Genomic DNA, 18890 nt, shown 5'->3' with positions numbered 1-18890 from the left:
CCGGTCAAAGCAATCGGAACAGAAAATGACGATTCAAAGAATTGACCACATCCAACTGGCAATGCCCGCAGGACAGGAATCTGCCGCCAGAGCATTCTACCAGGGACGGCTAGGTCTGTCCGAAGTGACCAAACCCCCAAACCTCGACGCCCGAGGAGGATGCTGGTTCGAAAGCGGTAGCGTCAAAGTGCACCTTGGCGTAGACGCGAATTTTTCCCCAGCCAGAAAGACTCACCCCGGGGTCGTCGTTGATGACCTCTCCAATTTATGCGCACTCTTGGAGAGTGCCGGGTTCACAACCGTTTCCGACGAACCACTGGAGGGGCATATACGGAAGTATGTAAACGACCCTTTTGGAAATCGTATCGAACTCATGCAGATCGTCGACACTAGTCCGGGTTTTTAGACAGTCTGCAGGAATTGTGCGACAGGAGAGCCGCCACGCGTTCGCCCAACTCATCGGCCACCCGTCTGGCTTCTATCCGTCGAACCGACCAATCATAGGCCGTCCGGCTCAAATATCCCTCTCTCGCACTAGCCAGCAGTGTTGCAGCGATATCGGGGAGGCGAGGCATCGCCCATTGAGCAGCAGCATCCTTTGGGACAAACTCTCCCGTGACCAACGTCCGCCACATGCGCGCGAGGGTCAGCAGAACGTTGCGCTCGTCGCCTTCCAGTGTACCGAGCAGCGAGGGAAGCGCGTCCCCAATCGCCCGGCGTATGTCGGATTCAGGAATGACCGGCAGTAGTTCGGCGGGATCGGGTCCGATCAATGCTCGCGCTTCCTGCCGGGCCTGTGCCAGCAACAGAGTAAATTCGGGGTCTGACACTGGCTCGGGCACCTCACCAGTCTCGAATGCATCCCGCAACCACTCGCCATAGACAAACTCACTGCGGGCCGGATAAGCGGATGTCGCAAGGTCCGCGCGATTAAAGACTATTAGTTCGAGAGGACGCCGGCCGGCGTCGTCGTGAGGATACCGGCCGGAAACGCTCAGCAGTTCGGTCACAAGGCGTTTGCGATCCGCATGCGTCGTTGGCCGACTGACGATCGCGAGCAAATCTACGTCACTGTTTGGACGCAAGCCACCACTCACCGCCGAGCCATGTAGGTAGACGCCTAAAAGCGCAGTCCCAAAGCAATTTTTAACAATCGAAAGGGCGCTGGATGCCTCAACTGGAATTTCCAATTTATCGTTTTTCACTCTCATCCCATCAGCTTCTTTGTCGCGAAAATCCAGCAACCTGCAACAATATGCCATTGCGGGACGTAGTGATCGTTTCTCGTTACAGACACGGCGCTTCACCTCGCACTTGGCGTGTTCAAACGCCTCCGAAGACAAGTATGTAGCAGACAGTTTTGAGTCTGCGAAACCGGCAACGTGCAGGCGGATCATTTCAGATTTTGCACAGCCGGCAATCTAATCATGCTGAGAGCTGAAATTCACACAACTCGGAAATATGAGATGGGAATAGCTTGCACAACTACTGACCTCTGAAATCTCCAATTAAATTAGGTTGTTAACCGACGTTGTGAATGGGGCCGGCGGTTCGCTTCCTTTCAAGGCGTTTAGGGGGGTACCTGCTTTTTAAAGCGAAAAGTCTATTCCAATCACGTTATCCTCGGTATAGACGTTTTTGCACGAATAGTTTTGTTTCCTTGTCACTATAGACCCTACTTTGGACCGCCATGTATAACTTTGCCTTGATTGCTGAAGCTATTAAGACCCGTCTTGGTTTGAAAGAAATTCTTAATTACACCGGCGCGCTTTGTCTTATTTCAGGCATTGCTAGTATCGTTGGCTTCGCGCCTTTTAAAAGACTAGCGGGTAATGACATCAATCCGCTGATACCAGGCCTTTCCTTGTTGCTGGTGAGCATGATGCTGATTTGTTTCGGGGGATTAATTGGTTTCATAAACTCCCGTTTGACGCATAGGAGCTCACGTGATCAAAATCTCATCGAATACGACAAGACTTTCAGCGATATGACAGTTCTGGAAAAACAGCTGAGATTTAAAGAGCTGTTCGGAATCGCTCCAGACGTGCGGGAAATCGACTGTGTTCTTAGCCATCGTTACGACCCAGCCAATGCAGTAAAGCGTTTCGTTCGTGCTTATCGCGTTATTAAGCTCGAGAATAAGTGGTTCGTCACCACAATAAGATCCCCCTTCTTTAGTCAGAATTTACTGTTTATTTTTTCACTGTTATTTTTTCTTATTTCAGCTGGTTCGCTGACCATTGGATCGATGTTGCTTGCTCTGGATTGGCAGGACAGCAAATCCATCAAAACGGCCGTGGTCCTGTTTTTACTTGCTATCGGACTGATTGTCCCGGTACAGGCATTATTCAATGAAGCTCTCGGAATTGCTGACGGGCGCAAGCTCATCAAAATGTCACCTGAAAATGACTTGAGCCGCCCGGGTTGCGAAGCTGATACCGGCCTCCAGACTGCATTAGCAGATTGAGATTGATCGCAATCGACTGACCTTGACGACGACTAATGAACGTTCTGAGATCTTTGTTGATGGTTAGTCGGTCGTGTAAATGAGCCCCCTAAATTTCGAGGGGCGCTACATGGAATGTTCTTGACTGTGAATCAGAAACAGGATCTTGGCTACCAAATTTGCCCCGTTTACCTATGCCGATAGAAATTCCAATCAGAGCCACCGAAAGGCTCTGCCAAACCAGAACCGAGCTGCGTTCGCAGATGGGATCGGAATCTCATGCTGGCCTGTCTAATGGCACGCCAGAAGAATAGCACGGTGCGCGTGGTGCGTAATGGCGGCGTCAGCTTGTCAACAGATGATCGCACCGCCAAGGCCGCCCGGTGAGGGGAGGCGGGAATTTTTCCGACGGCGAATAGGGCGGCTGCTTCCCTAACTGAAGTCCCCACGGCCTTTGCCCGATCCGGGAACTCTGCCGTAATCCGTTGGCTCGTCACTCGATCTTGCCGAAGTCCCGATGCAAAGGCTCGTAGTGCGGCATCGCATCGTCAGGATCGACGCGGTGTTATGATGGGGAAGACAACGCGTGTGATGAAGCAGAGCATAGCGAAAGCCAAAAATCCGTTTTGCGGTTATCTGGTGGTGGAAGCCGAAACTGCTGTTGCTGCGGCACATTTAGGAGCTTGTCCTTGAACTATTCCTGCAACCACGACCAATTGTCGGCAACGAACTCGCGAAGCTTCATTCTTTCATAATGCCCTCGAGAGGCGACATTGTCAGTGCGCCTCGCAATTGGGTGGAGAGGGGCCTGAGCACTTCAAGCTGACAACCCGCACGAAGCCGGCAGCCTGGAGATCGAGGCCGCCAACGAAGGTCTCGATGAAGCGGACCGGGTTGTCCGGTCCCACATAATCATCGACTGCTTCTCGCGGAAGCAGCAATTGCGAGCGGTCTGTTGCAGAAAGACGTGCCCTAGTAAAGTATACTATCAACCGCTATCTTCAGGAATCCACAATGAATTTTCAGACCGGGGAACCGAATGGGACATTTTAAGCTTGTTTATCAGAGCTATCCGCTCGACCTTCCAGTCGAAGAGCCACGCATCACCTTGCGGGCCTCAAGTGGATCTTGGCCTGGTCAGGAGCTGGAGGACTACGTTGTGCTAGATTTGGAAGTGAAATCTCCGAAATTCTTCTTCGATCCCGACAATGACCCCGAGGATGACGTCTCTCAGTGGTTGAACCCGGGACTGGATACACAGTGGCTCAAAATACCGTTGAAGCGCTTCGAGAACCGTGACTATCGCAGCCTCCAGGAAATCCGGGCCGACTTCCAGGGCGAAGGAACTCGAAACGCTTTGACGAGTGAGGATTGGTGGGAAGCCCCAGGTCTTATCACCACCTACAGCGATGAGTTTTTCGCTCGTGCGGAAATTTCCATCCTTCACGACGGTGGTGACATGTTTTCAGTTCAGCTTTCAGGCACCACTCAGTTCGCCACTGCCTTTGACATAGCCTTTAGTGCTCCCCTGACCGTCAAGCTGATCGGATATCGCAACTCGTCGACCAAAGATGATCTTTTAGGCTGGTTCAACTGCTTTCTCAGAAAAGACGACTTCATTTTCACGCCGCTGCAGCGAGGTGAAGACCTCTATCTCGATGGTACGGTGAAGTAACAGCCGCGCCAATCGCGCTGAATGCTTCGAGAATGATTGAAGCAGATCCATAGATCGTGTGAAGATCGAAGCGGGATTGTCAGGCCCCCGGAGTTTTGAGACGGTCTTGGGGAGTTTTGCGGTAAACGCTGTCAAAGATGTATGGTGCAATATAGTGGATACGCTGTTTGATGACGCGCTCGATGAGAAGCGCCTTCTGCGCCCTGCGTTCCTTCTGGTACGCGGGCTCAAATCTCGGGTGTTCCCTGATGTTCTCGATAGGGCTGCGTTCCTTGCCTTGGCAAGGATTGCTGGAATCCCCGGATGGTCCGTCTTGATCCATCATGCCGAGTTCGGCAAGCAGCCGGAGAAAACCACCAGCAGCGATCCGGTTTGCGCATGGGACAGTCTTTTTCAAGTTTTCCATGAGGACGTCATTCTGGAGTTCTCCCCAAGCCCGCTATTTGTTTGGTTGCCCGCTGGCGAGCGCTTTCACGTCGTGTTCGGGAGCAAAAATATGATCGCCCAAATCGACAATATGCGGGATCAGTCCGACTCGTTTTCCGTATTCGTTGACGCGTCGCGCTTGACCAAGAAAGGCAAGCAATTTCTGCTCGAAGCCTATGAGCGATACACGATCTGATGTTGTGCGTTCCAGCGTGCATTGGGTCATTCACGTCGATAACCGCCTGCGTTCGAGCAGCGCCGGTGCCGCCAGATCAACGGAGCGGAAGATGAGAGCAGCGTACCGATTGCGGGCAACTTTTCCGGCGGCTATACTGTCGATAGGTTTGGCCATCAATGTTGCATCGGCAGAATCTGACAACGATCAGGCCCGCGACTGGATCATCAACGGGACTGAGTTGGTCAAGGCGCTCGAAGGAAAGTTCGATGATGGCGCTCTGCAGAGTGAGGCTGGTCGTATCACGTCGGGCGCTCGCGGTAGTGCTTATATCGCTGGGGTGGCTGATGCTACCAGCGGGACGGGCTGGTGTGGGGCCGGATCGGTTCTCCCCCATGAGCTTACAGATCGCGTATACACGCATCTTCGAAGCGTCACGCCGGAGCGTCTTACAAAGAGAGCATCGACATTGGTGATTGAGACGCTGGCTGCTATTTATCCCTGCCCTGCGAATTAAAGAGGCGTTTTCGAGTTATGCTATTATTGGAATTCTTGATTTTTTCAGCCGCGTTTGTGGCGGTCATTCTTCTGGCGGCTCACCAGATTGTCGCGCAGATCAAGGAGTACCGATTTTATAAGAGGAACGGCGATGATTTTTCCGTCGATAGTGGCGCGGACAATCTGAAGCTTGATGAGCGCGTTTACATCAATGCTCTCGGCCTCACGAATTGGCAGCGTTTCTATCTATTTCGTCCGTTTTACATCGTGCTGCTTATAGTGTTCGCCGGCCTGATGATCTTCTCTTTATTCTGACTGACATGATATTAGTCCGCTCCTGACAGCCGTCTTTCAGCATTCGCAAAAGTCCTGCAGACCTTCGAAAACGCGGCTCCAGAAAATTTGATTAGAGGATGATCCTAAGGTGCCTTCTATTCGTCTGCCACCCTCAGTGCGGACATGACTATGCAGATTTTCGGGTGTTGTCATGTTAGCTGGGCTGCAGTTGCCCGCCTGACGGGTTGGTGTAAATTTTGGCGATGCAGACATCAGATATCAGCTTCAAGCGTCACCGTTTTCCGCCACAGATCGTTGCTCATGCGGTGTGGCTTTATCTGCGGTTCAACCTTAGTCTGCGTGAAGTTGAGGAAATGCTGCTTGAGCGTGGGATCGACGTGTCATACGAGACAGTTCGTCGTTGGATCGCCAAGTTCGGACCCCAGATCGCACGCAACTTGCGGCGGCGTCAGGCGCGCCCCGGCGATATTTGGTATCTGGACGAAGTGGTCGTCAAATGCGCTGGAGAGAAATTTTGGTTCTGGCGTGCGGTGGATCAAAACGGCACCGTTCTCGAAGAAATCTTGCAGAAGCAGCGTGATAAAGGGGCGGCAAAGCGACTGCTCGTGGCGTTAATGAAGCGCTATGGCTTTGCTCCCAAACGGATCATCACCGATAAGCTCCGCTCGTACGGTGCCCAAAGGCAGAAGTGACACCCGGCCTTGACCATTGGTCGCACAAGGGCCTCAATAATCGGGCCGAGAATAGCCATCTGCCGTTTCGAAAACGGGAACGAACCATGCAAGGCCACCGATCACCAGGCATGTTGCAACGGTTCGTCTCTATGCACTCAGCTACCCGCAATTGCTTTTCAGTTCCGTCCAGCCGCCGAGCCGCACAAACAATTCGATACCATCGCCTCGAAGCTTTCGATGCATGGAAAATTGCGGCCGGTGTCGCCTGAATATCTACGAGCCGCTGACCTTTCCGGCCAGAGAAGCTTAACGTGACAACACCGCCTTGAGTCTACCGGTGGACAGGAATGGCAGCTCTGGGCAAAGCTCGAGGCAGAAAGTGTCGTCGCCCGCCAAGTGCCTCCCGCTCAGGTGAAGGCATTTGTGCAAAGCCGCGGCACACGCGCCAAGACTGACAGGATTGATGCAGAACTCATCGCGCGGTTCTTTGCTTTCCGACCCGATGCGGGTCGCAGTCTTCCTGCAGAAAAGCTCAGATTTCTCAGAGCATTGACCTCGAAGCGTGCCCAGATGGTGGAGATGCGAAAACGCCTTCTTGCCCAGATCCGTGCGCATCACAAACTTGGCACAGCTGAGATGTTTGACGGCATCGATACCGAACTCAAGGTTTGGCTCGACAGCCTGATCAAAGAGCTTGAGGACAGGATCGTAGCCGCCATATCCAGTGACGATTTGCTGTCCGAGACCGTTAGCGTTGTGCGCTCCATACCCGGAATTGGTCCAGTGGCAAGTACAATGCTGGTCGCTGAAATGCCAGAGCTTGGCACCATCACCGGCGAACAAGCTGCAGCTCTTGTAGGTTTGGCTCCAGTGGCACATGATAGTGGAACCCTGCGTGGAAAACGGTCTATTGCAGGCGGTCGTCGTGCCTTGAGGCACGTGATGTTCCAAGCTGCTCTGGTCGCTGCGCATCATAACCCAACCATGAAAGCATTCGCGGATCGTTTGCGAAAAGCTGGGAAACCGCACAAGGTCATCATCACAGCCGTTGCCCGAAAATTGGTCAACCTTGCTAACACCCTGTGTAAAAAGCGTCAAAAATGGGTGCTTCCGAAAGTATGAGAGATACAGTTGCTAGCAACGTGTTTAGTTTTCTGGCTGGCTCAAGCAGGGCCAAAGAATGCCGCGGTTTAGCAATCTTCTTCACGTCTTCAGAACGGCCATGCCCGTTGAGGTGCGCGTGCAACCTCAAACCATCTAGCCATTTGCAAAACGCCCAGATCATCAAAGCGACGCCCAGCAATTTGCAATCCAATCGGCACGCCTGCACTGTCATATCCGCAATTAACAGAAATGGCAGGCTGTTCGCTCATATTGAACAACAGCGTGAAATTGATGTGGGATTGGGCTCCCTCAACAGTATTATTGTTTGGATACGTCCACTCCGCTGGAAAGCTGACATTGGGTGAAATTGGCGTCAGAACAAAATCGCAATCAGCAGTCGCCGCGGCCGTTTTTGATCTGATCTCCAGCGTCATCAAATAGTTACGGAAAACTTCTTCCCCTGTTTTTCCAAGGCCGGATTCAGCCCATTCACGCATGATGGGTAGGATTTTCTCACGTGTTTGCTCTGGAAGGGCCTGCACATCTAAACCGGATCTTGTGCGCCAGAAATGATCCAGACCACGAAGCATTTCGGGTGTCATCCAAGGTTTTAAAAGTTCGACATGTGCACCGGCACTTTCGAATAATTTGGCGGCCTCTGTGACGGCAGCGGTTACTTGCGGATCGACAGCCATTCCGCAGCCCGGGTCGAGGAGAAGGCCAATCTTTAAGCCGCGAACGCTACGCTCGAGATTCAACCAATCAATGTCGGCTTCTGGGAGGCTCATGTGATCGCGACTATCCGGCTGAGACAGAATCGCCATGGCCATTGCAGCATCATGGACCCTTCGTGTCATCGGACCTGCAGCGCGCCCCATAAACGGCGGCTCGATAGGAATGCGTCCCAAGCTTGGCTTATGCCCGACCAGACCACACCATGCGGCCGGTAGCCGAACAGAACCGCCTATATCCGTTCCCAGATGAATGGGGCCATAGCCCGCAGCACCGGCAGCAGCAGCACCGGCACTCGATCCGCCGGGGTTTTTTTCCAGATTCCACGGATTGCGAGCGAGTTTGTGGAAGCTTGATGTGCCAGATGACGCCATCCCGAAGTCTGGCATTGTAGTTCGTCCGAGAAACACGGAACCAGCTTCACGCAGGCGGGCGGCGGGTGGTGAATCTGCTGTCTTCGGTGTCATGTCGCCAGACGCGGTACCCAGCGGCATCGGCACGCCTTTGGTCGCAATGTTTTCCTTGAGTGTAACGGGAACACCATCCAGCGATACACCTTTCACCCGTATTGGTTCTCCCACTTTCCAACGTGCTTCGGATGCACGTGCTGCTGCAAGAGCACCTTCCGCATCAACAAACCACATCGCATTCAGTTGCGGGTCGTGTTGCTCAATATGTTCAATAACTGCTTTGGTAACTTCAACAGGCGAAAAGGTTCCGGCTTCGTAGCCGTCGATCATTTCCTGAGCGCTGAGGGCATTAAGTTTTGTCATGATTACGTTTGATCCAGTCTAGGAAACGAGGAAATTCAGTTCAGCGGCGCTTCGATTGAAGGATTGCTAAGCTCACGGAAGTGGGCAAAATCCCACTGCCTGCCGGGTGCTGCATCAATCAGGCTGCGCGTATAGGCGTGTTTGGGTTCTGAAAGCACATTGATCGCGGTGTCATACTCAACGATGCGGCCATGCTGCATAACCAGAACATCGTCACAGATTTGCGCTGCCACACGCAGATCGTGTGTGATGAAAAGGATGGAGATGCCGAGCTTTTCCTGCAATTCATCGAGCAGTTGTAACACCTGTGCCTGAACAGAAACGTCGAGCGCAGAAACCGCCTCGTCAGCCACGAGAAGATCCGGCTCCATGGCAACGGCTCGCGCAATGGCAATGCGCTGGCGTTGACCACCTGAGAACTGATGCGGATAGCGATCGATTGCATCTTCCGGTAATCCAACCAGTTGCAGCAGTTCCGCTGCGCGCGCTGTCGCCGTTCGTTTATCGACGCCCATATTGACCGGGCCTTCAACAAGGCTTCGGCCAATCGTCCAACGCGGATTAAGTGAGCGAAACGGGTCCTGAAAGATGATCTGGATATGCTTGCGATAGGGTTTAAGCTGGCGTTGCGAAAGCTTGGCGATGTTGTAATCGGAAACCTTAATGTCGCCCGCTGTAGGATCGATAAGGCGCATCACACATCGTGCAACCGTTGATTTACCCGAGCCGCTTTCGCCCACGATGCCGAGTGTTCTACCGCGCTTGATTGTGAAACTTACATCACTTGCAGCGAATGTATGTTCACCTTTAACGAAAACCTTGTGCGTGCCATATGCCTTTTGGAGATCGTCGACCTGAAGGGCAAGCTCATCAGAAGCAGTTGCGCGTGCTGCGCGCGGTGTCAGGCTTGGTACAGACCGCAGGAGTTTTTTCGAGTAATCCTCCTGCGGTGAACGCAGCAGTTTTTCGACCGGCGCATGTTCAACCACATTGCCACTTTTCATCACATGGACGGTATCTGCAATTTCCGCCACAACACCCATATCATGCGTAATGAACAAAACCGCTGTGCCGTGCTTCTCCTGTAATTCAGCTATCAGGCTGAGGATTTGCTTTTGGGTCGTGACATCAAGTGCTGTCGTCGGCTCATCAGCAATCAGCAATAGCGGTTCAAGCACAAGCGCCATTGCGATCATGATGCGCTGACGTTGACCACCAGAAAGCTGATGCGGATAGGAGCGATAGACACGATCAATATCGGGCAGGTGCACCTGTTCCATGATGTTAAGAACACGTGCTTTACGCTCGCTGGATGAGAGGTTCAAATGCGTGCGCAGCACTTCTTCAATCTGTTCACCAACGCGCAAAACCGGATTAAGCGCTGTCATTGGTTCCTGAAAGATCATTGAGATTTTACGAGCGCGAATTGCACGCATTGCCTGTGGTCCGAAATCGAGAAGATTTTTGCCTTCCAGATTGATCTGACCCCCAGCGGATTCAAGCGCGTCCTTTGGCAAAAGTCCCATTATAGAAAGCGATGTGACGGACTTACCCGACCCACTTTCTCCAACGAGACAGACTGTCTCGCCTTTCCTGATTTTCAGCGAAATGCCGTTGAGAACAGGCTTTGCATGGACGTTGCCAGCGAGCCTTACGGTCAGATCAGATATTTCAAGCACTGTGGGTACATTATCAAAATTACGGTTCTTGAAAATCATGATCAGCCCTCGCGTTTCTTGAGACGTGGATCGAGGAGATCGCGCGCCGTATCGCCCAGAAGGTTGATGGAAAGGATGCATAGCGAGAGCAGCAATCCCGGCCAGAAGATCAGCGATGGCTTAAGCTGAAAATACAGTCTGCCTTCAGCCATGATGTTGCCCCACGTCGGAATTTCGGTAGAAATACCCGCGCCAAGGAATGACAGAATAGCTTCTGTCAAAATTGCCGAGGCGCAAACATAGGTGGCCTGCACGGTGAGCGGTGCCAGCGTGTTTGGCATCAGATGTTGCCAGATGATTTTTGGCATCGAAGAGCCGAGCGAAAGAGCTGCTTCAATGTAAGGCTCCTCGCGGGCTGAAAGCACAATGGAACGTACCAGACGAACTACGCGTGGAATTTCTGGAATGGTGATTGCGGCCAGAACGGAGCCAATGCTTGGACCATTTAGCGCGATCAGTGCGATTGCCAGCAAAATGGACGGTATCGCCATCAGACTATCCATAACACGCATGATGATCGCATCGGCAATACGGGAAAAGCCTGCAATCAGGCCAATGACCAGTCCAAGAAAAATGCTGACGATTGCTGCACCAATGCCGATAAGCAACGATACACGCCCACCCATCAAAACACGGGACAAGAGATCACGACCGTAACCGTCCGTGCCCAGCGCATAAGTTTCTGAAGGTGGCTTCAGACGCTGCAAGGCATCCATTGTCATGGGATCATGCGGGACAATCCACGGTGAGATCAGAGTCATCACGACGAGAATGATAAGCACGGCGGCGGCAATGATCGGACCAATGCCAAGCCGAGTTGCCTTTGAGAAGGATAGAGCGCTCAGCAGCCATTGCAGGCGTGCTGCCGGTTGTGGTGTGGCTGACATTAGTAGCGTATCCTTGGGTCAAAGAGCGTGTAGGAAAGATCAATCAGGAGATTGACGAACACGTAAAGCGCACTGGTAAGCAGGATCATTCCCTGAATAACCGGATAGTCGCGTGCGAGGACTGCATCCACGGTCAGACGCCCAATTCCCGGGATATTGAACACGCTTTCGGTCACAACCACGCCGCCGATGAGCAGAGCAAAGCCTGTGCCTATAACAGTGAGAATAGGAACCGCAGCATTGCGCAATGCATGATGGAAAAGCACGACTTTCTCGCGCACACCCTTAGCGCGGGCGGTGCGGATATAATCCTCACCCAGCACTTCAAGCATGGAGGCGCGTGTCATACGTGCAATAAGTACCACATAAATCACGGCCAGCGTGAAACAAGGGAGTGCTGCACGAGAAAGGAACTTGCCGAAATTTTCAGTAGGTGCGGTATAGCCCTGAACCGGGAACCAGCGAAGATCAATCGCAAAAAACTGGATGAACAGGTAGCCGATAACGAAAACCGGTATCGAGAAGCCCAACACCGAGAGCGTCATGACGGCGTAATCAATCCATGTGCGATGACGCCATGCAGCCAAAATTCCTAGCGGAACTGCAATGGCAACGGACAAGAAGATCGTCATTAAAGCGATGTTCAAAGTCGGCCACATGCGCTGACCGATCATCGTTGTGACAGACGTACCGGAAATAAGCGATGTTCCGAGATCGCCCTGAAACAAATGGCCGACCCAAGTGAAAAACTGAATATGAAGCGGCAAGTTTAGACCCAGTGACTCCCTGATGCGATCAAGCTGCTCGGTCGTTGCTGAGTCTCCGGCAATGATCGCCGCTGGATCACCGGGTGTCAGACGCAGAAGGAGAAAAACAAAGATCGCAACGATTGCCATGACTGGGATGACGGCAAGAATGCGACGCAGGATAAAGCCAAACATGGGTTGTCCTTGTCGAAAATTCGGGCGAATGAGAACAAGCTGAGAAGGGGAACTTCCAGATCATACGCATTCAGATTTATGTGAGCAGTCTAGGTAGGTGGTGAAGCGCAAACGCTATTCGACTTTTTTAACGTTCCAGAATACCTGTACCGGAGACATAACCATGTCTTCCAGCACCTTGCGGCGGGCATGCGGAGAATAGAACTGACCGAGCGGCAAATAGCTCACATTGTCCATCGCATGAATCTGGATTTTCTTGGCGATTTCCTTGCGCTGTTCAGGTGTCTTTGCATCGATGAATTCTCCACGCAGAGCTTCGATTTCATCATCCTTTGGCCATCCGAACCATGCCTGATCGCCACGACCGTTCAGCATTGGGCTAATCAGCGGATTGTCGACTTCTGGAACGATCCAGTTCGTAAAGAACATGTTCCAGCCCCCTTCGCTTGGCTTGCCCTGATTGGCGCGTCGCGTTACGACCGACTGCCAATCCATTGGCTGCAGATCGACTTTAAAGCCTGCTGCGCGTAATGCTTGTGCTGCAACAACTGGCTGCGATGCAATCACACGAACATCGGTTGGCTGAAGAATAACAACAGGCGTGCCGTCATAGCCGGATTCAGCAAGGAGCTTTTTTGCGCCTTCAATATCGCCGCCATTGATCAGCGTTTCGCCGCCGGTTTCATCACCCAAAGGTGTGCCACAACCAAATATTGCTCCGCAAACTTTGTAGTACTCAGGATTGCCGACGATGTTTGCGAGGAAATCTTTCTGGCTCAGAGCCATAAGCGCTGCCTGACGGACTTTCTTGTTATCAAAAGGAGGATGTTTGAAGTTCATTCGGCCAATGGCCTGATAGCCCAGATCATCACGCAATTCGATAGCGACGTCATCGCTTGTTTCGAGGATTGGCAGCAGATCAACAGGAACCTGATCGATGAAGTCAACTTCGCCAGACATGATTGCGTTAACTGCCGTCTGCGAGTCAGCCATTGTGACCCAGTTTACTTCGTCAACATTGGCCTTCTTGCCACCGGCCATCCAGCTTGGTGGCTCGTCACGCGGCACGTAGTCTTCAAATTTCACATAAGTGGCACTAACGCCCGGCTGGAATTTTTCGGTAACAAATTTGAATGGGCCGGAGCCAATATATTCTGTGATTGCGGTATCAGCAGGCGTTGCTGCGATGCGTGCAGGCATTATGAACGGAGGCAGGGCGGACTGTTTCGCAATAGTGTCGAGAAGTGGAGGGAATGGTTTGCTCAGCGTCCATACAATCGTCTTGTCGTCTTTTGCTTCAAGGCTGTCTGTGAGCTTAAAAATTGTTTGGCCGCCAGAATCGCGCTGTCCCCAACGCTTGAGCGAGGCAACCACATCCGCAGCCGTTACCGGCGCGCCGTCATGAAATTTCAGGCCGTCGCGCAGCGTAAATGCGTAGGTCTTGTTGTCGTCGGAGACTGTCCAGCTTGCCATCTGTGGCTGCGGCCGAAATTTGTCATCAACGGCGACCAGCACGTCATAAATCATATAGGCATGGTTACGCGTAATATGCGCGGTGGTAATCACCGGATCAAGGACGCGTAGTCCTTCCATGACGGCCGTGATTGTCTGCGCCTGAGCTGGAAAGCAAAATGCCGAACCAGCGAGCAAAACGGTTGCGATGCCTGCAAAAGTTGACCGCAAGCGGCCCATGCCGGGATTTGCATGGCCTTTGGCTTTCAGCGATGGCTGTGAATTCTTTTCATAAAGCATTGCTTTTCCCATTTGCAGATGATGTTCCGTTGTTTTTTTTGGCAGCAATGATGCTGACTGGTGGCTTTGACATCCAACTTTTTTACTCGTGTCGAAGTTGAGACTTGTTCCGCGCATTCTTTCCTCCTCCAGTCCGTAAGCCAATCATTCCCGTGATTGACATGGGTATCGACTAGCGATACGGTAGTATTGTTATTGACGATAGCTGGCATATTGCTAATGTGTCAAGGGGATTTAAAGGAGGGACTATGCGCGACGTTGAGAGAGTGGAATATGGTGTTCGTCCGGTGTCTGATGCGGATGAAAAAGACCCGCTTTTTGTCTCCGCGATAGCGCGCGCGATGCAGGTTTTGTCAGCGTTTCATGGCACCAGTAAGCCATTGACTCTCAACGAGATTGCAAAAATATGCGGCATGGGGAAAAGCACTGTGCAGCGCATTGTTCACACACTTCGGCAACAGGGATATATTGAACGCGATCCCAATGACCGTGGTTATGTTCCCGGCGTTCGTATTCTTGATCACACGCTGGATTATCTCCGCTTGAACTCTGTTATTGTTCGTGCGCTTCCGTCTCTTCTTGAACTGCGACGCGATGCGAGTGAGCGGGTTGATTTGAGCGTGCGAGACGATCTTCGTTTGGTTTATGCTCTCCGATTACAAAGTAAGCGGGAAGCATTTTTCGCAACGCTCATTGGCAACAGCGTGCCGCTCTATTGTACATCAGGTGGTCGAGCAGTTATGGCACAACTCAGCGATGATGAAGTAAACGAAATTATTCAACGTTCTAATAGACGCAAATTTACACCGCGTACCATTACAGAGCCCCAAGAAATCTGGGACAAAATTCACGAAGCTCGCGAAAACGGTTATGCTCTTGCTTCTGAAGAAGTTCTTCAGGGGGAAATCGCTATTGGCGCAGCGATACGCGGTCCCGAAGGGCGTCCAGTAGCAGCCATACACATAGGCGGTTCTTTAAGTGAATGGAACAGAGACAACTTCGTTGGTCATTTCGCGCCATTGGTATTGGCTGCAGCAGGAAGTATAAATCGCTTTTAGCTTTTATGGAAAAGCGACTCCATGCGTATCATGCGGTTAGTGAGGTAATGCCGACGGGCCAACTTCGCAGGTCATTTCAACGCGAATGGAGACGTGGTTCGTCGGAATCGAATTAGAGCCGGTATTCTTGACTGTCGCTCAAAGGTCAGTGCCGATTGAGAAATAAAGTCATGCGCAAAAAACAAAACGATAAAGCGCGTCGACTCAATTCGACAAATTGCGACGCGCTTTGGTTTCATTGCCTGAAGGCTGTGAAATAGGTGTTTGTCAGGCAAACATCAATCTAAGCTTCTTGCTAACTCCGGCAAAGCCTCAAATATATCTGCAACGATTGCGTAGTCTGCCACCTGGAAGATCGGAGCCTCTTCGTCTTTGTTAATGGCGACGATAATTCTCGAATCCTTCATACCAGCAAGATGCTGGATTGCTCCTGATATACCGCAAGCGATATAGAGATCAGGGGCCACTATTTTACCGGTCTGACCAACCTGCCAGTCATTTGGCGCATATCCTGCATCAACGGCTGCACGACTTGCACCAACGGCAGCACCCAGTTTATCAGCCACAGGCAAAATAATCTCAGTAAACTTTTCGGATGAGCCAAGCGCACGTCCGCCGGCAATGATGATTTTCGCTGAAGTCAATTCGGGTCGATCGGAATCCGACAACACATCCGAAACGAAATGTGAGAGTTTAGGAGAATAAGCTGGCACTTCAATCTTTTCAATGATCGCAGCTGCTTCTTGCAATGCCGGAGAAAATGCGGATGTACGTATAGTTATGATCTGCGTTGCATCATTAGACTGTACAGTCTGGATAGCGTTGCCGGCATAGATAGGACGCTTGAAGACATTCGCGGAAACAACCTCGATAATTTCTGATATCTGCGCGACATCAAGAATAGCGGCAACGCGTGGCATAACGCTTTTACCGGTCGCTGTGGCCGCGGCGATGATTGTGTCATAGCTATCGGCCAGCGAGACAATCAGATGAGCGAGTGGTTCAGCCAAATTATTGTCGAGTTCAACGTTATCAGCCAGCAGCACCTTTGAGACGCCGGAGAGTTTTGCGGCCTGATCCGCAACCGTAGCTGCGTCTTTACCCGCGACCAGCACATGAATATTGCCGTCAATTTTTGTGGCGGCTGTCACAGCCTTAGCTGTTTGGTCGGAAAGAGTTTCATTATTATGGTCAGCCAAAAGCAGAATGGCCATGGTCGTAATTCCTTTATCCGGGATTAAATGACAGCGGCTTCAACTTTAAGTTTTTCTACGAGCTCTGCGACAGACTTAACTCTAACACCTGCAACCCTTGCTGTAGGCTCCTCAGTTTTAAGTATTGTCAAGCGTGGTGCTGGCGATACGCTGAAATCAGCAGGCGTTTTCTTATCGAGAGGCTTTTTCTTTGCTTTCATAATATTGGGTAAGGAAGCATAGCGCGGTTCATTCAGACGAAGGTCAGAGGTGACAATCGCAGGGAGCTGAATTTCAATTGTCTGCTGGCCGGTATCGACTTCGCGGATCACCTGAGCCTTATTGTCTGCAATCTCAATTTTGGAAGCGAAGGTTGCCTGAGCGATACCAAGCAACGCTGCAAGCATCTGTCCGGTCTGATTTGAATCATCATCAATTGCTTGCTTGCCTACAATGATGAGGTTGGGCTTCTCGATGTCTGCAACGCCCTTAAGAATTTTGGCTACGGTGATTGGTTCAACAGCATCATTCGTTTCAACCAGGATTGCCCTGTCGGCACCCATAGCCAGTGCTGTGCGTAGAGTTTCTTCTGCTTTTGCTGTGCCAATTGAAACAACAACGACCTCTTGTGCTACACCAGCCTCCTTCAGCCGAACGGCTTCTTCAACAGAAATTTCGTCAAAGGGGTTCATCGACATCTTAACACTTTCAAGATCGACTCCTGAACCATCTGCTTTGACTCTGATCTTAACATTGTGATCAACAACCCGCTTAACGGGGACGAGAATTCTCACGAGCGCAATCCTCTCTAAAACTGCAAGTTCATACTCGAATATTAAGCAAATGATTTCGTGCGTGCTTAATGATTTGATGTTTGGGCTACTAACAGCCTTTTAATGTACGAAATGAATGGCCGTTCACAGCCGTTAAAAGCAGCCCTTTCACAAAATTACTACAATTGATCCATATTTAAATCAATAGGATCAAATGTAGTAATTGCCAGAATATACGAGCGATAGGGACGTCGATTCAAAGATTGCGGCGAATCTGCATTTTAGAAGTGCCATTAAGTTCAGTTGGCAGAATTAGAGGTGTTCACTCGAGTCAGCGAAAGTAAGCTGCTTTACAGCACACGACGAGATCACTGCTTTATGTGCTGTTGCGGCAATTCCATAGATTTAACGATTTCGCAATATAACGAAAACGACTCTAGGATCACATGATCCTCTTGACAACAATCTGGATCATGATGTTCAATAACGGTAATAAAAAGGGGTTACGGTTAAAAAAGCCGGGCATTGTGCTGTGTGACGACTTTAAAAACTGCAATACGCGCATGCTTCTGAAATCATTGTGGTTCGGCTCTTTTAGTTTAACGAGCGAAAAGCCCTTCTAAAGGAGAACATATGACGTCCGTCACTTTTGCAAACGTTTGGAAGCAATTTGGCAATCACACCGCCATTGAAGACCTCAATCTTGAAATTAAAGATGGTGAGTTCATGGTGTTTGTCGGTCCCTCCGGCTGCGGAAAAACCACAACACTTCGTATGCTTGGTGGACTGGAAACCGCGACATATGGGAAAATTATGCTGGGCGATGAAGATGTGACGTTGACACCGCCCGGTCGCCGCAACATCTCTATGGTCTTTCAGAGTTATGCACTTTACCCGCATATGACGGTTCGCCAGAATCTAGCATTCGGGCCGCAGATTCGCGGTGAAAAAAAGGCCGATATTGCTGCTGGCGTCGAGAGGGTATCAAAACAAGTAGGCCTTCAGGCGCTTCTGAATCGTTATCCAAGTGAACTTTCCGGTGGGCAACGTCAGCGTGTAGCCCTTGCGCGTTCGATGATCCGTCATCCGCGCATCTTTCTTCTGGATGAACCTCTTTCGAATCTAGATGCCAGCCTGCGAACCCATATGCGCACTGAGATTGTCGATTTGCAGCGTCAACTGGGCGTTACGACTGTGTACGTCACACATGATCAGGTCGAAGCTATGACGATGGGGCATCGCATAGCTGTCTTCGACCATGGACGCATTCTACAGGTAGCGACACCTGCCGAGCTTTATCGTTCGCCGGCGAATAAAGCGGTAGGCGTTTTCATAGGCTCTCCGCGTATGAACATACTACCGGCTAAAGTCAGCGTTGATGGCGACAAGGTAAACATTCGCTGTTTCGGAACAGAATTCTCTATGGATGGGAATTTCTTTGCCAGAGATCGTCTTGCGGGAGACATCGAATTGGGCGTGCGTCCAGACGAAATTCAATGGATCAATGATGCGCCTTCGCGGTGCACTGAAAAAATCAAAGGCGTTGTGTCGTCTCTTGAAACGACTGGGTCAGACACTTTTGTCCTGGTCGATATTGAAGGAACAGAGGTCAATGCGAAGTTTCCGAGTTTTGCACCTGTAAAGCGCGGCGACGTGGTTGATTTGGTCTTTGATCCTGCCGATCTGCACTTCTTCGATTCCAAAACGGGGGCGAGCCTGAAGATCAGTTCGAATAATAAAAAATAGGTGGAACGTAATCAAATCGGGA

16 protein-coding genes and 2 pseudogenes are annotated in these 18890 nt (G+C 51.1%); 10 read left to right on the top strand and 8 right to left on the bottom strand.

Annotated features, from left to right (window positions below):
* The first annotated feature begins 25 nt into the window (after nucleotides 1-25).
* Nucleotides 26-406 (top strand): VOC family protein, encoded by a 381-nt coding sequence (locus CES85_RS27990; protein WP_095448497.1) that lies wholly within the window; start codon nucleotides 26-28, stop codon nucleotides 404-406.
* On the opposite strand, the gene CES85_RS25050 is transcribed toward CES85_RS27990, so the two are convergent.
* Nucleotides 390-1211 (bottom strand): aminoglycoside adenylyltransferase family protein, encoded by an 822-nt coding sequence (locus CES85_RS25050; RefSeq protein ID WP_095448858.1) that lies wholly within the window; start codon nucleotides 1209-1211, stop codon nucleotides 390-392. The two genes, CES85_RS27990 and CES85_RS25050, sit on opposite strands and share 17 nt — an antisense overlap.
* 479 nt (nucleotides 1212-1690) lie before the next feature.
* Between CES85_RS25050 and CES85_RS25045 the strand changes: the two genes are divergently transcribed.
* From CES85_RS25045 to CES85_RS25005, 7 genes and pseudogenes are all read left to right on the top strand, one after another.
* Nucleotides 1691-2467, top strand: a complete 777-nt coding sequence (locus CES85_RS25045) for a hypothetical protein (RefSeq protein ID WP_095448496.1) — start codon at nucleotides 1691-1693, stop codon at nucleotides 2465-2467.
* A gap of 1018 nt (nucleotides 2468-3485) precedes the next feature.
* On the top strand, nucleotides 3486-4121 hold the full coding sequence (locus CES85_RS25030) for a hypothetical protein (protein ID WP_167388327.1): 636 nt from the start codon (nucleotides 3486-3488) through the stop codon (nucleotides 4119-4121).
* Nucleotides 4122-4275: 154 nt separating this feature from the next.
* Nucleotides 4276-4743, top strand: a complete 468-nt coding sequence (locus CES85_RS25025; RefSeq protein WP_095448856.1) for a hypothetical protein — start codon at nucleotides 4276-4278, stop codon at nucleotides 4741-4743.
* Nucleotides 4724-5239 carry a Rap1a/Tai family immunity protein gene (locus tag CES85_RS25020; protein ID WP_207902381.1) on the top strand — a complete coding sequence of 172 codons (516 nt, stop codon included), beginning with the start codon at nucleotides 4724-4726 and terminating at the stop codon, nucleotides 5237-5239. Before CES85_RS25025 ends, CES85_RS25020 begins: the two co-directional genes overlap by 20 nt.
* 17 nt (nucleotides 5240-5256) lie before the next feature.
* Nucleotides 5257-5535 carry a hypothetical protein gene (locus CES85_RS25015; protein WP_095448495.1) on the top strand — a complete coding sequence of 93 codons (279 nt, stop codon included), beginning with the start codon at nucleotides 5257-5259 and terminating at the stop codon, nucleotides 5533-5535.
* 224 nt (nucleotides 5536-5759) lie between these two features.
* A pseudogene (locus CES85_RS25010) lies at nucleotides 5760-6460 on the top strand (IS6 family transposase).
* A gap of 67 nt (nucleotides 6461-6527) precedes the next feature.
* Nucleotides 6528-7313 (top strand): annotated as a pseudogene (locus tag CES85_RS25005) (IS110 family RNA-guided transposase); the annotation flags it as partial.
* A gap of 89 nt (nucleotides 7314-7402) precedes the next feature.
* Here CES85_RS25005 and CES85_RS25000 read toward each other — a convergent pair.
* From CES85_RS25000 to CES85_RS24980, 5 genes are all read right to left on the bottom strand, one after another.
* Nucleotides 7403-8800 carry an amidase gene (locus CES85_RS25000; protein ID WP_095448494.1) on the bottom strand — a complete coding sequence of 466 codons (1398 nt, stop codon included), beginning with the start codon at nucleotides 8798-8800 and terminating at the stop codon, nucleotides 7403-7405.
* Between the two features lie 35 nt (nucleotides 8801-8835).
* Nucleotides 8836-10518 carry an ABC transporter ATP-binding protein gene (locus tag CES85_RS24995; RefSeq protein ID WP_095448493.1) on the bottom strand — a complete coding sequence of 561 codons (1683 nt, stop codon included), beginning with the start codon at nucleotides 10516-10518 and terminating at the stop codon, nucleotides 8836-8838.
* A 2-nt stretch (nucleotides 10519-10520) separates the two neighbouring features.
* Nucleotides 10521-11405, bottom strand: a complete 885-nt coding sequence (locus CES85_RS24990; protein WP_095448492.1) for an ABC transporter permease — start codon at nucleotides 11403-11405, stop codon at nucleotides 10521-10523.
* Complete coding sequence (locus CES85_RS24985) at nucleotides 11405-12346, bottom strand: ABC transporter permease (protein ID WP_095448491.1); 942 nt, start codon at nucleotides 12344-12346, stop codon at nucleotides 11405-11407. The genes CES85_RS24990 and CES85_RS24985 overlap by 1 nt, the downstream gene beginning before the upstream one ends.
* A 114-nt stretch (nucleotides 12347-12460) precedes the next feature.
* Nucleotides 12461-14038 carry an ABC transporter substrate-binding protein gene (locus CES85_RS24980; RefSeq protein WP_095448854.1) on the bottom strand — a complete coding sequence of 526 codons (1578 nt, stop codon included), beginning with the start codon at nucleotides 14036-14038 and terminating at the stop codon, nucleotides 12461-12463.
* 308 nt (nucleotides 14039-14346) lie between these two features.
* Between CES85_RS24980 and CES85_RS24975 the strand changes: the two genes are divergently transcribed.
* Entirely contained in the window at nucleotides 14347-15156 is an 810-nt protein-coding gene (locus CES85_RS24975) for an IclR family transcriptional regulator (RefSeq protein WP_095448490.1), read from the top strand.
* 278 nt (nucleotides 15157-15434) lie between these two features.
* Here CES85_RS24975 and CES85_RS24970 read toward each other — a convergent pair whose 3' ends face one another.
* Both CES85_RS24970 and CES85_RS24965 read right to left on the bottom strand, forming a co-directional pair.
* Nucleotides 15435-16370 (bottom strand): electron transfer flavoprotein subunit alpha/FixB family protein, encoded by a 936-nt coding sequence (locus CES85_RS24970; protein ID WP_095448489.1) that lies wholly within the window; start codon nucleotides 16368-16370, stop codon nucleotides 15435-15437.
* 23 nt (nucleotides 16371-16393) lie between these two features.
* Nucleotides 16394-17143, bottom strand: coding sequence for an electron transfer flavoprotein subunit beta/FixA family protein (locus CES85_RS24965; protein ID WP_095448488.1), 750 nt, complete (start codon nucleotides 17141-17143; stop codon nucleotides 16394-16396).
* A gap of 612 nt (nucleotides 17144-17755) precedes the next feature.
* Here CES85_RS24965 and CES85_RS24960 point away from each other — a divergent pair.
* Nucleotides 17756-18868, top strand: a complete 1113-nt coding sequence (locus CES85_RS24960) for an ABC transporter ATP-binding protein (RefSeq protein WP_095448487.1) — start codon at nucleotides 17756-17758, stop codon at nucleotides 18866-18868.
* Nucleotides 18869-18890 lie beyond the last annotated feature (22 nt).

Source organism: Ochrobactrum quorumnocens, from assembly GCF_002278035.1.
Lineage (GTDB): Bacteria > Pseudomonadota > Alphaproteobacteria > Rhizobiales > Rhizobiaceae > Brucella > Brucella quorumnocens.
This window is presented reverse-complemented; position numbering and strand designations above follow the sequence as displayed.